At 38.8% G+C, this 14,923-nt stretch carries 13 protein-coding genes; 1 reads left to right on the top strand and 12 read right to left on the bottom strand.

Features of this window, described 5'->3' with window-relative positions; translation table 11 throughout:
- Positions 1-81: 81 nt before the first annotated feature.
- The 3 genes from RMB13_RS16130 to RMB13_RS16120 all read right to left on the bottom strand — a co-directional run bounded on the left by RMB13_RS16130 (position 82) and on the right by RMB13_RS16120 (position 1,934).
- Positions 82-600 (bottom strand): GNAT family N-acetyltransferase, encoded by a 519-nt coding sequence (locus RMB13_RS16130; RefSeq protein ID WP_311085769.1) that lies wholly within the window; start codon positions 598-600, stop codon positions 82-84.
- Positions 601-621: 21 nt separating this feature from the next.
- The gene (locus RMB13_RS16125; RefSeq protein WP_311085768.1) at positions 622-1,209 is read right to left on the bottom strand and encodes a hypothetical protein; all 588 of its coding nucleotides are present in this window, start codon (positions 1,207-1,209) and stop codon (positions 622-624) included.
- A 170-nt stretch (positions 1,210-1,379) separates the two neighbouring features.
- Positions 1,380-1,934, bottom strand: coding sequence for a TetR/AcrR family transcriptional regulator (locus tag RMB13_RS16120; protein WP_311085767.1), 555 nt, complete (start codon positions 1,932-1,934; stop codon positions 1,380-1,382).
- Between the two features lie 772 nt (positions 1,935-2,706).
- On the opposite strand from RMB13_RS16120, the gene RMB13_RS16115 reads away from it, so the two are divergent.
- Positions 2,707-3,147 (top strand): HD domain-containing protein, encoded by a 441-nt coding sequence (locus RMB13_RS16115; protein WP_311085766.1) that lies wholly within the window; start codon positions 2,707-2,709, stop codon positions 3,145-3,147.
- Between the two features lie 35 nt (positions 3,148-3,182).
- Here the strand turns inward: RMB13_RS16115 and RMB13_RS16110 are convergent, their stop codons facing one another.
- From RMB13_RS16110 to iaaH, 9 genes are all read right to left on the bottom strand, one after another.
- Positions 3,183-3,827: a hypothetical protein gene (locus tag RMB13_RS16110; RefSeq protein WP_311085765.1), complete on the bottom strand. Its 645-nt coding sequence runs from the start codon at positions 3,825-3,827 to the stop codon at positions 3,183-3,185.
- A gap of 11 nt (positions 3,828-3,838) precedes the next feature.
- Entirely contained in the window at positions 3,839-4,810 is a 972-nt protein-coding gene (surE, locus tag RMB13_RS16105; RefSeq protein ID WP_311085764.1) for a 5'/3'-nucleotidase SurE, read from the bottom strand.
- 231 nt (positions 4,811-5,041) lie between these two features.
- Positions 5,042-6,202 (bottom strand): hypothetical protein, encoded by a 1,161-nt coding sequence (locus tag RMB13_RS16100; protein ID WP_311085763.1) that lies wholly within the window; start codon positions 6,200-6,202, stop codon positions 5,042-5,044.
- Entirely contained in the window at positions 6,195-7,523 is a 1,329-nt protein-coding gene (locus RMB13_RS16095; RefSeq protein WP_311085762.1) for a TolC family protein, read from the bottom strand. Before RMB13_RS16095 ends, RMB13_RS16100 begins: the two co-directional genes overlap by 8 nt.
- Positions 7,520-9,106 (bottom strand): GH3 auxin-responsive promoter family protein, encoded by a 1,587-nt coding sequence (locus tag RMB13_RS16090; protein ID WP_311085761.1) that lies wholly within the window; start codon positions 9,104-9,106, stop codon positions 7,520-7,522. Before RMB13_RS16090 ends, RMB13_RS16095 begins: the two co-directional genes overlap by 4 nt.
- Complete coding sequence (locus tag RMB13_RS16085; protein ID WP_171058512.1) at positions 9,103-9,891, bottom strand: hypothetical protein; 789 nt, start codon at positions 9,889-9,891, stop codon at positions 9,103-9,105. Before RMB13_RS16085 ends, RMB13_RS16090 begins: the two co-directional genes overlap by 4 nt.
- A gap of 188 nt (positions 9,892-10,079) precedes the next feature.
- Entirely contained in the window at positions 10,080-11,627 is a 1,548-nt protein-coding gene (locus RMB13_RS16080) for a DHA2 family efflux MFS transporter permease subunit (RefSeq protein WP_005040523.1), read from the bottom strand.
- Positions 11,628-11,652: 25 nt separating this feature from the next.
- A complete protein-coding gene (locus RMB13_RS16075) occupies positions 11,653-12,714 on the bottom strand; it encodes an HlyD family secretion protein (protein ID WP_003651829.1) in 1,062 nt (353 codons plus the stop codon).
- A 695-nt stretch (positions 12,715-13,409) separates the two neighbouring features.
- On the bottom strand, positions 13,410-14,870 hold the full coding sequence (gene iaaH, locus RMB13_RS16070) for an indoleacetamide hydrolase (RefSeq protein WP_311085760.1): 1,461 nt from the start codon (positions 14,868-14,870) through the stop codon (positions 13,410-13,412).
- Positions 14,871-14,923 lie beyond the last annotated feature (53 nt).

Genomic DNA, 14,923 nt, shown 5'->3' with positions numbered 1-14,923 from the left:
CACAACAACTGTATTAAAAAATACTCAAGCAATCTCTTCCGCTAATCTGGTTTGTTTGAGTCTAAAAGCTGAATTATGCAATCAAACAAGCCTTTTATAATAAATCGCTGTGCCATCATAGTTCCCATTTGAGCTTAATGCGAAATCTGGAATTACACCCACACGAACAAATCCAATTTTGCTATATAACAGCTCGGACACATCGCCTTCACGTGTATCTAAGACAAGTAAGTGCAGACCTTTTTCTCTTGAAAACTTTTCTAGTTCATTCAGTAGAAAAGTTGCTATTCCTTGTTTTCTTGCTGTTGTCAGAACCATGAGTTTTTCAACTTCAGCTCTGTGAATTCCGTTCTTTTTACTCACCAAGGACAATTGAACACTACCTACAATTTTTCCTTCTTGAATAGCAATCCATAAACGGCTATTACCCTGTGCTAATTTACTGTTAACCTCACGCCAATAATTTAAGACCTCGTTCTTTTCTACGGGCGCCAAAAAACCTATTGAAGCTCCGCTATTGATAGAATCTTCTAACAATAACGATAGGCCTTCTTCATAATCGCCAATTTCATTTATCTCTAAAATTTCAATGTCTTTCATCTTTTTTTCAAATAGGCTAATTCAGCTTTTAGTCAAATGCATATGTGGCGCAAAAATAAAGTGTCGAGGTTCCTGTTGTTGCATAATTAATGAACGTAGTTCGGTAATAAATGCTTCTGCTTCTTCTTTGTTAAGATTAATACCAAATGAACAACCATCATCATAACCAATTACATGAATAGTTCCTTGGCTGCAATCAGGTAAAAACGGCGGATTTAAACCACCATTCCAAGGTCTGTAAACAATCTCAATAATCTTCTGAGTATTAATATCCTTTGTTAACAATTTTTCCCCAAGGCATTCTTTGGAAATGCGAAGATTGTTTTTAGAAATAAAAAAGGTTTCCTCAGCATTCTTAGCCCATCGTTTATTTTTTCTATATTCATTATGTAGATAAAAAAGAAATGGTAGAAATAAGAATATTAAAATAAGTGTTAGGGCACCATCATTTTCTGCATACACGTCATAAACACCATATATAAATACAATGTCAAAAAAAGTTAGCATTAGAAAGTCCAAAGCTATTAGATTTTCTATAAGCTCACCATTCATCTTTAAGTGAATCGTAGTTCCCGTATCTGAAGTATGCGTTTCAAATTGATTTGGCATCCAGTACTCAATTTTCTATGTTTATAGTCTATAAAAACCGCTGTACCTGTTAAATCTTACTTATTAGCACGGCGCTTAAACTTTCGTTATTGCTGTGTATTATAAAATCACCAAGCAGAATTTTATAGCGGTTTAAGACGACATGTGTCTCTCAATTACCCTCCCAAATATCACAACAACTGTAATAAAAAATACTCAAGCAATCTCTTTCGTTCATCTGGTTTGTTTGGATCTAAAAGCTGAACCATTGCTCCATCAATCACAAACAAAAACATGTGAGCATCTTGTTTTGAAGCATTTGTATTGGTGGTTAAAAGCAAATTATAGATTTCATTAATCAGCCAGTTTCGATAGTCAATTACGACCTGATACGCTTTTGGATGTGTTTTCGCAATTTCAAAAATAGCCTTAAATGGCAAATGGTAAAGCCCTTCTAAGTCGGCATGTAAAAAGTAAATCTTGCGCAGTTTTTCAACTAGGGTTAATTCTTTTCGAACATGGATAATTGAAATCACCTCTTGTTTCAGGCCATCTTTTTGAAAGGTTAGGCTCATTTCAATGAGACGTTCTTTTGAATGAAAGTAGTTATAAAAAGTAGCTTTGGGCAATTTTGCCGACTCTATAATTCGGTCTATGCCGACATTGTGAAAACCGTATTTATTAAACAAAAATCTTGCTGAATGAAGTACACCTAAAGCACGAAATGGAAGATCTGAATGTGGCATAGTTTTACCATTTTAAAAAATTATTGTTGTATATAAATGAGATAAAAAAGGCATAGCAAAGCCGTAAAGACTGTGCGCAGCACATCTCAAGTTTTAATTGTTGCTAAGTTTTAAGTAATAGCGAGCTAAAGCCTGAAAAAGCCTTACGGCGATCAAGCTGCGTTAAATGTTTTAAGCTGTGTCGTTATAGCTTTTGGCAAAGGCTGCCAAGAAATAATGGATGTGCAAAGCCAACTCCTTATATATGGAGTTCTGCCAAGACATTAGAATTATGGTGGCAGAACGAAAGGGGGTTCGCAGACTGGTCATAGATCCAGCACACCCGAGGGTGTCCCCCTCCCGTTCCACCGTAGAGGGGGCGCGAGGGTGTACACACTAAAAGTAAAAACCTTTAATGCTTCTATGAATCGGTCTGCGACAACCGACTGGCAATGTAGGCCAGCCCGCAAATGGTAATCTCCAATATTTGAAGTGTCAATGTGAAATTGGCTAGAAATTATTTAAATAATTATTGTTTTTCATTTAATTACATAATTAAGGAAATTCTTAAGTAATATTTTTAATCTACCCTTATATCATTAAGTTAAAGTTTAAAATTTCAAAAACTTAAAGTCGAAATTGTTCTAACTCAACTAAAAATGAATAAATAAAAAGAGTCACTACTGTTATTAAGAGATGTTTTTAAGAGTCGCTATTCAGTATAAAATTGTATTTAAGCAATCCATCTCACAAATTAGACCGTGTCATATACTTAAAGTGATAAGAGCAAAAAATGACTCAAAATAAAGTTGAATTAGCAGAGAAATTGTCAAAAGAATCTCATCAAGGTCAAAAGTATGGTTCTCATGATTACTTTGATTACCATATTAAAGGTGTGGTCAATTCATTAACTGAGCACCGATTTTCAGAAGTCTATATTATTACCGCCCTTCTCCACGATAGCGTTGAGGACACACCTCTTACCCTAGACAAAATCGAAAGTTTATTCGGGAAAGAAGTCCGTGATGCCGTTGATGGATTAACTAAACGGGAAAGTGAAACACGCGAAGAATATTTAATTCGTTGTAGTTCGAATCCGATCGCTCGAATCGTGAAACTTCATGATGCAGCTTTTAATGCGCATAACTCACATAAGGACAATAATCACTCACGTGTAGATTATTACCTTCAAACCATGTTAATTGTTTCAACAGCCCAAGATAGGTTGGAATGAAAAGACAACGAAATGAATCCGTTGCCTTTTTATTTTTAAGATTGTGCAAATGCCCAAATATCTTTTGATGCAACCGTGTCAGATACAAGTCTAAAACTCATAGGTTCTAAGTCTTCATCCACCACAACATAGCCTTTCGAGTTATTTTTTAGCGCATCACACTTGTTATCGGTAAGTTGATAATTTGCTGTGTCCGCTAATGCACTTTCAGTAATAACACCTGTAAATACACAACTTGGGTCTTTAGAGACAATTTTGCCTTGTGCATTGACCTCGGCATTTACCGTTGTTCCATCTGGAAACGATAAATCATAGCTACCGACCAATTGATTCAGAGAAATTTTCTGATCATCAATTTTTTCATAATGCGCCAATTCAACGGTCATCGCTTGATTAGACCGGTTGCTCTGCCAAGCTTTGGTTTTTGCGTCATAGCTCATCACAATTTTGGCACGGTTTTCGTCATCATCTAAAACCAATAATTTAGAACCATCTGCGCCAGAATAGTATTTACCCGCCATTGGTAACTCTTCATCAGTCTCGGTACTAATAATATAAGTACCGACATCTAAGCTCGGCGCTAAGGCAGGTTTTTCAGTTGAGACTTGGTCATCATGATCATTGTCATTACAAGCCGCCAATCCAAGCCCAAGAAGTAAAACCAACAAACAACGTTTCATGGTCTTTCTCCTTACTTGTTAAATAGGCTTTTTAAACGAATTTTGAGCCATTCTTGAGCTGCTGGTCGCTGATCGTAAGCAACTTGCATTGGGGTAACAGCAATTTTACTTTGCACTACGGCGCTTTCATCCGACATTTGCGCGGCTGTAGGAGCCGATGGTGCCGCATCAATTCCTAGGCCAAACTGGTTATTGCCTTTATTGTCTTTTGTCACTTGGAACTTCAGTTTATATAAGTCATACGTCCCAATTTTTGAAAAAGCAAAAGGTGTGCTGGTTGTTAAATTTTTAGGGAAATTCACATTTAGCGTAATGCCTTTTGGCAACAATTGGCCCTTGCCTGCCTTAGCTTGTAATTCTTTTAATAACACTACAGTTTGTTTTGCCACAATCGCAGAGTTAGGATTGTTTAAAGTCTTATCATCGACCGTGTTGGTATCGGCGCTTAATGCAATAGACGGAATGCCGCGTCCCGCCGAAAACTGTACATTGCCAATCGTGCCAGAGTGCACAACGACTTTTCCGACATTTTGTCCTTCATTCGGACCAGATAAAACTAAGTCTGGTGCTTTACCCCAGCGTTTTGGTGCAACCACGTCTAGTCCATAAATTGTTGCCATGACTGGTGTGCCATGCGTGTAGTTCCAGTCGCCATTGGTATAACCCGCTTTGGTAAAGGTTCCAGCCGCAGGTGCGCCAACTGGTGCTGCACCATTGTGACAACCGTTTTCAGCCGAAATTTGCTTATCATTATCCGCAGAAATGGTCGTTGAGCTGTACATCACAATTGCGCCACCGCGACCACTTTGTGGTGAACACGGTACAGACACAAGCACGTTATGACCATTTGCTTTTAATTCATCATAGAGTGCTTTGATATTGCTGGTTAGACCATCATCGTTAACCAATAGAATATTTAATGCAAAAGCTGGAGTTGTACATAAAGACAGAATAAGGCCGCCCAATAAACTTTTTTTCATCACTTAACTACCATTTATTCAATTTCGATTTGTATAGTAGTTGCGCTATATGTACGTTTAGTGACTAAGCTTCAATAAAAATTAAAATAATTTTCCATTAAAAATTAAATAATTATATTATAAATTATTGCTATATTTTCTTTTATAAACTGATCTTCAACTTCATTGCTCGTCTTAAAAATGACAAAACCCACTTTCGTGGGCTTCATTAAAAGTATCAATTCAAGCTTTAAATTAAATACGCCCAACCTCTAAATATGGAATCAAGTTTTTATCAAAATGTGGCCTTGGGTCGCCTTCATAACTAATAAAACCATGCATTCCAGTTAAGCGTTCACCTTTATAAAACTGGTTTAACTGATAGCGCGGGTCTTTATGTGAAAGCGTAAAACTGACCACACCAACGCCCTGCTGTTTTGACTTGTTATAGGCATCTTCAAGCATTTTATGATGCAAAGCCAAATCTTGTGGATGGCACATTAAGGTGTGTAGCACATGGTACTGAATAGAGTCACCCAGTTTAGGCAAACGCATGCCTTTAGTAATTGGAGTTAGCAAGTTATAAACGGGTCTAAAAATTCCAATGACTGAACTGTAATGCAAAATTTTGGTTTGTTTAATGCTGTGCTGATCCCACAAGCCAAACATGCCCACCAGTTTTTCACCTTTAAAATAAAGTGAAAAGTCCGAGAGCTTTATCCCTGAAAAATATTGATGTCCTTGAGCTAGTTCTTCAAAGTTATAAGCTGGAATAAAATTATAAAACTCTGCCATGTCGCTAATAAACTGATTCATGGCTGCCACATGTTTAGCTTCGGCTACACATGTACGAATCTCTTGAAGATCACTCTGATTAGCTTGCTTTAAGAAAGCCGTGATTTTTCTTTTTGCGCCCGTGTCGGTCAGACTTAATGTCTCAATGAGCCCTTCATCATAATAATCAGGCATTCCCGTTTTGCCCGTTTGAATGGCAGCGCGCGCGGCGTGGTTATCATCAAAAATAATCATTTGGCTAAAGTTCGGTTCATGCATGGTCTGTTTTACATGCTTTGCCAAAACCTTCACCAGTGATTTACCACGATAGTTGTGGTCTACCCGCAAATCACCTGCGTATCGTAAGTTTTGAACGTTCCGATCGACATAACATGGGCGATGACCATTGCTATAACAAGCAACATGCTTCTGACTCTCGGTGTCTTCAATCACGACATGTAATTTATGTCGATACACAATGTCGGAAGCTTGAAAATAACTGGGTTCACGCTGAAAGCTAATTTGTATCCCTTTGGTGGTCATGGGTACGGCAATCAAGTCTCTTAAAGCCTGATCATCTGCCAAAGTTGCTTCTCGGGTAATGAGCGTATTTTCAGCAAGTGGTGGATTTGTTTTATTCATTATTCACCTGTTGTGCGGTCTGTGTAGGAACCAAACTGTTTAAACGTCCCATTTGGTCGAGTAGCTGATAGACAAACACGACTTCGTCTTGATCATTCACTGTTTTCTGGGTTTGTGCATCGAGTAGCTTCTGCTCGGTATTCAGCAAATCAAAAGTGGTTTTGGTGCCAACATCAAACTCTTTACGTGTGTAAACAAACGCAATAGATGCTGCCTCTATGGCATTTGCCAGTGCTTCTTTATTTTGTCGAATGGTTTGAAGCTGCGCGTAGCTCGTGCGTGTACGCTTATTTAAATCTAGTTCAAGACTTCGCGTCTTTTGGTTAGCCAAATCTATATCGGCCTGTGCTTTTTTAACATTGGCCCGATTTAAACCATCATCATATAGAGGTACATTGAGCTGTACCCCAACCATATAGTTATTACTTTCAGAGCCAATATAGCTTGCTTCATCTTGCTTTCCGGCACGACTGGTGAGCATGACCGTAGGCCAGAGTTCCCTCTTAGTTAAAGCATATTGTTTCTCGGCAGCCTGTTTTTCATATTTGCTACGCATTAAAGCTGGATGATTTTTGGTTTGAGCCAAAATTTCATCTAAGTTAGCGGGAATAGCGGGTAGTTGTTTAATGGCAACAAGGTTGTCAGGTGTTACACCTGTCACTTGATAAAACTGTGCTTCGCTTACGGTCAAGTTAGATTGAGCCTGTGTAATATCGGCTTGGCCTTGGGCAACTTGTGCCAAAACTTGAGCCAAGTCCGCGCGGGTAATCATACCCACATCAAAACGGCGCTTTGACTCATATAAAGACCGTTGCAGATTTGCCATAGTCTTTTGTCTGAGTTCTAAAATCGCTTTCTTTTTTAATACGTCGGTATAGACCATCACGGTATTTAGAATAGTTTCCGATCTTTGGTCTGATAGACCTTGGTTTTGTGCAGAGAGCTGGCTTTCGGCAACATCAATTCCTAAACGATGCCGTCCAGAGGTATAAATCGGATAATCCGCCTGCAATTGCAAACTTCGACCTTTACGGTTTCCTTCAGTGGGAAACAGCACTTGTGAAGGCGTATCTATTCTTTCATAGTCAAGTTGCCCGACTAAATTGACTTTGAGTCCATCACGCTGTTTGGCCTGTTCAAGCATAGCGGTCGACTGATTCACGCTTAAACGACTGACTTCAAGCTGACTTTCATGTCTTAAGCTGGCAGACAATGCCTCGTCTAAAGTCATGGCATGTGTATTCGACACAAGCAACACGCCAAGATACAAGGCGTGTCGAAGTGTTAAAACCCGAGTATTAAATTGCTTCATCCCTTTCATAGTTGTTCCAAACTATTGAGGGTGACTTTTTTGAGTGGTTCAGGCTTGATATTGCCTTCGATAATGCCGTCAAACATAACCAGTTTTTTGTAGGCATTCCACCCATTATTGGCTTGGCGAATCTGAGGCTGGTCGAGCTGCCCTAAGTTTCGTGCAAGTTCATAATGGAAGTTTTGACGCAAAATACTGTCGATATATTCATTGCTAATGCTGTGATGAATTTCACCTTCAAAAAGCACGCAATAAAATGGTTTAACGTGTTGCTCTGTATCAATCGCCAGTAAAGAAATGGCTTTAGATTCCGTTTCATTTAACTGCGACAACAACTGTTGAGCAGTTTCAGGTGCAAGTTTCTCACCGACCAGATCTACACCAAAACGGCGGCCTTGGAACTCAAAACACGGAATTTGTTCTATAAAGCCAGTGACGCGTAAGCAATCATCCATACAGTAACGAAGCAAGCCATTACCAGATGTAATGAGTGGGCTCACCACATCGCCTTGTTTAAGCTGCCACGACGGAATGATTTGACCTTGTTTCTCGCCCTCTAAATATTCAAATTCATAGAAGTGACTTTGATACGCCAGCGGGTATTGGTCGTTATAGGGAATCGTGACTACACCTTCGGTCGCCCATAGACCTTTTCCTTCAAACTGAACACTGGGTAATTTCTCTTGTAATTTTTCGGCCCAAGCTTTTGAACCTGCGGTATCCCAACTCGATACTAAACTTAACTTAGGCCATAGTTGTTTGAAGTCGATCTGTACGCCGTTTGAACTGTCAATTAGGGCTTGAGCGCTTTCAGGACTATGTGGTGCAGTCACTTCTTTTAATGAAGCCTGACGATTGCCCCATAAACCACTTTGTAAAACTTCAATCACGTCTTGTTGTAGTAACTCTAAACGTTCAAGCAATTGTAGCGCAAAAGTTGGACTCCACACCGAGATCATCGCTAAGTTACGGTTTGCCACCAAATAGCAAATCGTGGCAAAGAGTGCATCGTCGGCATTGGCTGCAAATGCAACATTACTTGGAACCGCTTGGGTAAACTTAGATAAAATTCGCTTACCTACACCCAGTAGCGCACTATCATCATTTAGGTTTTTATCTTTTAAAACCTCACGCTGGCTTTCTGGTAACCATGATACCGACCAGTAATGTGTTCCCGAACTAAGCTCTGGACATTTACGGTATAAACTTGCCATCCACGGCGCAATCGCATGGTCAAGCTCATCTAAAAACAGCTTGGTGTATGGAATAAACTTGATTTGTTCACTCGAGCCACTGGTTGGCTGGAAACGAACCAGCTTACTGCTAGATAGTGAAAGCTTTTGCTCACGATAACGTTGAATGTCTTCTCGCCATGCGCCATAACGTGTCGCAGGAAATGATTTTACAAACTGCTCATAGTTTTGAACCTTTTTATCTTTAGCAAACGTAGAGGTCTGTAAAATCGAATGCAGGATTTGACGTTGTGTCGCTTCTAACGCATTAAACTGTTTTTGAAAATTACGATCGGATGCATCACACCATTTTTTTAAAATAAGATGCGAACCCAAAGTCAGCCATTCAGTAGGTTTCATTGGATGGCCTCTCTACGGTTTGTTTTCGACGTTTTACGTGCTTCGCATCTTCCCTTACTTGCAGGTTTAGTCATCAGCTTCACAGGAAAGCGGGCAATATCTTTCCAGCCTAATCGACCAATACACGGTAATTCCGTACCCGCACTCCATGTTGGATTCATCTGCTCAAAGAAATGAATGTTTGGGTTCTTTTGTCTCATTTCGGCAGTAATCGGTGCGACTTCACCTTTTAATGGTTGATAGTCATCACCAAAGTTGAGTAAGCCAGCTTCACGGTCGTAGTATTCGCCAAAGAATTTCTCACAGTAATGCTCAACCACTTCCGAGAGATGCTGATTTTCGTCTTTAATATTTGGGTAATACACATAGTAGTTATTGGCAAGTAAGAGGTAGGTCTTATAGCCTTTAGAAATCAGAAGCCAATAGAGTTCGTTAAATGGATATTTGATTCGAAGCTTGATCATGAGTTTGAGCATGGTACTTTGCAGACTACGTGTACCCCAAAACTTCTTCAAAATGACCGTATCACCGCTAAATAACACGGTGTAGTCTTTACCGTTTAAGTAGAAGTGCTGCACAACAACGGTTGAGAACCCCACAATCTCATCTGTTTCCGAGTCAAAAATTAAGATTGCACCACTTTTATTTTTAAAATCATCTACGAAAATAGAAAATCTCGTATTTTCATAATACTGTTCGTAAATGGAATACATCACTTTTAATCGGTCAGTATCAATTTGCTCTTTTTCAAAATATTGACCATAAGTCGTGTTTTTCAGGTTCAATTTTGAAATCAGTTTATACGTTGTATTAATCATAATCCTTTAACCTTCCACCTCTAATTTGCGAGTTCCCCGATCTCATCTACCGATATTAGAAAACTCATAAAAATGTTCTTTTTCTATGAAGGGATACGTTTTGATATGCCCTATTGTTTTTCATTCTTTGAAAGCTGCCTTTTATTTCTAAATAGCTACATATTCATTTTCTTCCCCCGATCCATAAAGATGGTTAAAAAGGCCGTCACAAACATGATGATTGCGAGCATGCGTAATAAATCATTAAAACTAGATGTAAGCGCCTGAAAATGAATGTCACGATAGATCACGCTGAGCGCAATTTGCTGTGCATTTGAGCCGACTTCCTGATATTGCGCCGTGAGCTGATCGAGTCTTTCTGTAAAAATCCAGTTCTGCGGGGTCATCGACTGATTAATCTGAGTAACATGAAGCGCGGTCAGCCAATCTAATGATGAGTTGATGAGTGCCAGCCCAACTGCTCCGCCAATATTGCGCATCAGGTTATAAATACCGCTAGCATCGGCCACTTTACTCAGTGGCAAAGTACTCATGGCTAAATGCGAAACCACAATCAAGCAGATCATGAGACCAATGCCACGATAGATTTGCGGCCAGAACATAAAGTCATAATCGCTGTGAATGCTGAGGTGAGAATTGAGCCATACACCAAAACCAGCCAGAATCATTCCAACAAATACAGTTTTGCGGGTATCAAAATTGGGAATGAGCCACGCAAGGAACGGCGCAAAGCAAAACATGACAATACCTGTCACCATCATGACGTGACCAATTTGGCTACTGTTCATTTCACGGACTTGCCCAAGAAATACGGGAATCATGTAACCCAAGCCATAGAGCGCCATACCAATCACAAAAGTCGTAATAGCACTTAAGGTAAAGTTTTTGTTTTTAAATACGGATAAATCGAGCAAAGGCTTGGGTTGGGTAAAACTTCTAGAGAAGAAAATCATGCCGCCCACAACACAGACCATAAAAGCAATCCGAACACCTGTGTCGGCAAGCCAGTCGTGCCGTGCACCTTCATCAAGGAAATATTCAAGCCCACCTAAAAACATCGCCATGCCAATGAGGCTGAACCAGTCCATGCTTTTGATGAGTGAATGATTCGCACGGTCAATATTTGGACCCGAATAGATCACCGTGGCGATGATAATGCCCGGAATGATATTAATCAGGAACATCCAGTGCCATGAGAAGTTATTGGTTAACCAACCGCCAATGGTTGGGCCGATGGCTGGACCTAAGGTACTGATCATTCCAAACATAACCAAAGGCAATGAACGTTTTGGTTCAGGGAAAAGTAAGTACAATGCGGTCATGGAAGTCGGAATCATCCCGCCGCCCATAAAGCCTTGAATGCCACGGAAAACCAGTAAACTTTCTAAGTTCCATGCCAACGCACAAAGTAAAGAACTGATGGTGAAGCCAATTGCACAGATCGTGTAATACACCCGTGTTGAAAGCACCCGTGAGACAATACTCGACATTGGAATCGCGATAATTTCGGCAATTAAGTAAACCGTTTGCACCCAAGTCACTTCATAACGACTTGCACTCATGCCGGCTTGAACTTCGTTTAAAGAACTCGCCACAATCTGAATATCAAGAATCGCCATAAAGTTGCCAAAAATCATGGCAGCAAAAATTGCCCAAGCCGTCTTTGCGGGAAACTTCCACTCAGCGTCAATATGCTTATTCATTTCTTATTACCTAAAAATTTTATTATTAAGTTCTTAGGTCAACCGTAGCGCTAACCGACATTCCGGGTTTTATAAGATCAATATGCGGGCTTGAATCTATGGCAATGCGTACAGGAATACGTTGTACAACCTTGTTAAAGTTGCCTGTGGCATTGTCTGGTGGCATGAGTGAGAAAGTTGCGCCTGAAGCTGGAGAAAAGCTTTCAATTGTTCCGCTGTAAGTCAGGCTTGGGTAAGCATCAAGTTTTAATTTAACTTTCTGACCAATATGCATTTTTTCAATTTGGGTTTCTTTGAAGTTCGCTTGTACATACAAACTATTTTCAGGAATAATTGCCATTAAGCGGGTTTGTGGAGAAACACGCGAACCTTTCTGGATTGCAAGGCTTCCTATTTTCCCTGCGACTGGGCTCACCACTTTTGATGAAGCCAAATCAATTTGATAAAGATTTAAGTTTGCATTGGCACTTTGAATATCTGCCAGAAGCTGCGCTCTACTCGCTTGTAAACTACCCAACTGAGCTTCTGCTGCATTTACGGCGGCTTGTGCCTTGCTGAGCTGTGCCTGAGCCGTTAAATATTGAGATTGAACCCCTTCAAAGTTTTGACGGGTAATTACCCCATCTTTTAATAAATCTTGATAACGTTCAAAATCTTTTCTTAAGCGAGATAAGTCTGCTTGTGCCGCAACAACGCCACTATTTGCTTCAGTAATGGAAGACTTGGCAGACTTTTCATTTTGTTGTTGTACGCCTAGCGCTGCCTCTTTTAAGCTGACTACAGAACTCGCCTGATCATAACGAGCTTGGTAATCACGATGGTCTAAGACCGCTAAAGTTTCCCCTTTCTTTACAAACTGATTATCGTTAATTAATAACTCCATCACTTCGCCTGAAATCTTTGGCATCACCCAAGTAACATCAGCTTGCACATAAGCATTATCAGTAGATTGATAAAATCGGTATACAAAAAAATAATATATAATGCCCGCGACTAAAAATAACAGCAGGACACTAAAAACACCCCAAGTTATCTTTTTTCGACTTTGGAAATTAGTATCAGTTTCTAGCTGAGCTACGTTATCCATATTCATTCCGTTTATTTGTAATATTCGATTTTTTATTTACACCAATAAACTATTAGCGTCTTTTTTACGTAACTTTTCACTTGGTTTATTCAATGAATCGTGACAGCGTAAAATTTGGTGCAAATTATGATTCTTAAATCGATTAAATATCATTGACCGTTTTGACATATATTTTTTCTATTTACGCCAATCCACTGCATGCTATAAAAAATATGTTTAAAAATTATGTGATTTTATATTTTTTGAAATTTCTATTTATAATCCATTTTCTAAAAATTTAATTTATTAATTTAAATCAATAACTTAATTTAGTTATTTTTCTTATTAAAGTGATTAATTGACAGGAAAATTCATTGTACCAATATTAAAAATCAGTCTTCAATTTGTAGTACTTGTGTAGAATTAATTAAGGTAATGTGTAATTTTAAAAAGAGTTATAGATAAGTTTTATAATATTTATAGAAACATAAAATATAAATGTTCTTATTTATCAAAATAGTTAAACAAAACTTATTAAAGATGTATTTTAATAAATTTATTATTAACTATTTTAAGTGGAATAGCAGAGAAATTCTGAACCCAAGCCAACATCTTTTTAAGGAAATAAGCATTATTAACAAATAAAATTAATCATAAAAAAGAGTTACTTTTAACTCTTTTTTATTTAAAAAATAGAGAATTATCAGTTTATTTTTTTACTTATTTAAAACCTTAAAAATTTCTTCTAAAGTCTCTCCAATCGCAAGTATTTCACTATCCTGATGAGGTAAACCATCAATCTCCAACCCAATTGGTAGTTTCGATTTCGCTCCCTTTCCAATGGGTAAACTCAGTCCAGGTAATCCGATATTACTGCCGGGGTCTGTATTTCGAATTAATGTTTGGAAATTTTCAATTGAACTGACTTGCTCGTTTACTAGTGGTGCAACGATGGCTGATGTTGGGAACAATAAAGCATGTAAATTATGCGCTTTAAATGTGTTTTGATAGAGTTCCAGCAATTGTGGACGAGCTTCACTGATGGCTTTTTCATACAAAGGTAAAGCAGGAACAAATTGACCAGTCTGATCTTGAATTAATTGGGGAAGGATATTCTGTTTAAAAAGTGCCTGTACATCTGGGCTTGAAATCTGATCGATCACCGACTCTAAGGTCAGGTCTATACAGTGATGTTTTAAATATTGAATAAGGTCATATTTGCCTTCATAGACAACCACTGGAAATGAAATAGCGTGATTGAGTTCGTCTAGATTCGGCATATCGACAGGAATAATTTCGACTCCCGCATCTTTTAAAAGACCAAGTGCAATATGAGCTTGTTGATGAACGTCTTCATCTAAATGATTCCAAAAATATGGATTGATTCCGAGTCTAATTTGATGAGGCTGTAATGGTTTTTTTCTTGGCTCTTGAGTAATGAGCTGATCAATTAAGATAATGTCAGATACTGTATGTGCTATAGGGCCGGCAGTATCCCGCGTATGTGAAATTGGGGTAATACACTCTTGTGAATATCTTCCTACCGTTGGACGAAAGCCGACACAACCATTTAAAGCACTCGGTAATCTAATAGAAGCGCCAGTATCTGTACCAATCGCAATCTGAACCATTCCTGCGGCAACAGCCACAGCACTACCTGAAGAAGACCCGCCAGCAATATGTAATGGGTTTACCGCATTTCGTGTACCTACAACGCCTTCAATGTGCATGGCAGTATTATAACCGGTTACCCCAAAGGCCAATTCGTGCATATTGGTTTTACCCACAATGATTGCGCCGTGATCAATGAGCTTTTGAATAATCGGTGCAGAGCTTTGAGGCTTAAAGTGGGCTAAAGCTGGTGTGCCTGCACTGTTAGGGAAACCTTCAACATGAATATTATCTTTAACCGCAATTAAAATGCCCATCAAAGCCGGACATGGTTTTCCACTAAGCAGATATTTATCCCAATACTGAGCTTGTTGAATTGCTGAAGCTTTATCTGTGCTAATAAAAGCATTTAAAGACTCTTGTTTTTCAATAGTCGCGAAGTAATGATGAACAAGTTCTTCGCAAGACACTTTTCTCTCATGAATCAATTGAGTGATTACATCTACTGAAGCATTGGCTAAATCGAGTGTTTCAATCCAATTATTTTTTTCAACTGCATTTGACATGATGACTTAAAATCCATTTAAGTTGTGATCTTAAGAACTTAGTACAAATTGCT

Origin of the sequence: Acinetobacter sp. V102_4 (genome assembly GCF_031799005.1) — a bacterium.
GTDB classification, from domain to species: domain Bacteria; phylum Pseudomonadota; class Gammaproteobacteria; order Pseudomonadales; family Moraxellaceae; genus Acinetobacter; species Acinetobacter calcoaceticus.
This window is presented reverse-complemented; position numbering and strand designations above follow the sequence as displayed.

Excerpts from the sequence above, each read along its gene's own strand:
- RMB13_RS16130 (WP_311085769.1), bottom strand. The coding sequence starts at position 600 with ATGAAAGACATTGAAATTTTAGAGATAAATGAAATTGGCGATTATGAA.
- RMB13_RS16125 (WP_311085768.1), bottom strand. The coding sequence starts at position 1,209 with ATGCCAAATCAATTTGAAACGCATACTTCAGATACGGGAACTACGATT.
- RMB13_RS16120 (WP_311085767.1), bottom strand. The coding sequence starts at position 1,934 with ATGCCACATTCAGATCTTCCATTTCGTGCTTTAGGTGTACTTCATTCA.
- RMB13_RS16115 (WP_311085766.1), top strand. The coding sequence starts at position 2,707 with ATGACTCAAAATAAAGTTGAATTAGCAGAGAAATTGTCAAAAGAATCT.
- RMB13_RS16110 (WP_311085765.1), bottom strand. The coding sequence starts at position 3,827 with ATGAAACGTTGTTTGTTGGTTTTACTTCTTGGGCTTGGATTGGCGGCT.
- RMB13_RS16100 (WP_311085763.1), bottom strand. The coding sequence starts at position 6,202 with ATGAATAAAACAAATCCACCACTTGCTGAAAATACGCTCATTACCCGA.
- RMB13_RS16095 (WP_311085762.1), bottom strand. The coding sequence starts at position 7,523 with ATGAAAGGGATGAAGCAATTTAATACTCGGGTTTTAACACTTCGACAC.
- RMB13_RS16090 (WP_311085761.1), bottom strand. The coding sequence starts at position 9,106 with ATGAAACCTACTGAATGGCTGACTTTGGGTTCGCATCTTATTTTAAAA.
- RMB13_RS16080 (WP_005040523.1), bottom strand. The coding sequence starts at position 11,627 with ATGAATAAGCATATTGACGCTGAGTGGAAGTTTCCCGCAAAGACGGCT.
- RMB13_RS16075 (WP_003651829.1), bottom strand. The coding sequence starts at position 12,714 with ATGGATAACGTAGCTCAGCTAGAAACTGATACTAATTTCCAAAGTCGA.
- iaaH (WP_311085760.1), bottom strand. The coding sequence starts at position 14,870 with ATGTCAAATGCAGTTGAAAAAAATAATTGGATTGAAACACTCGATTTA.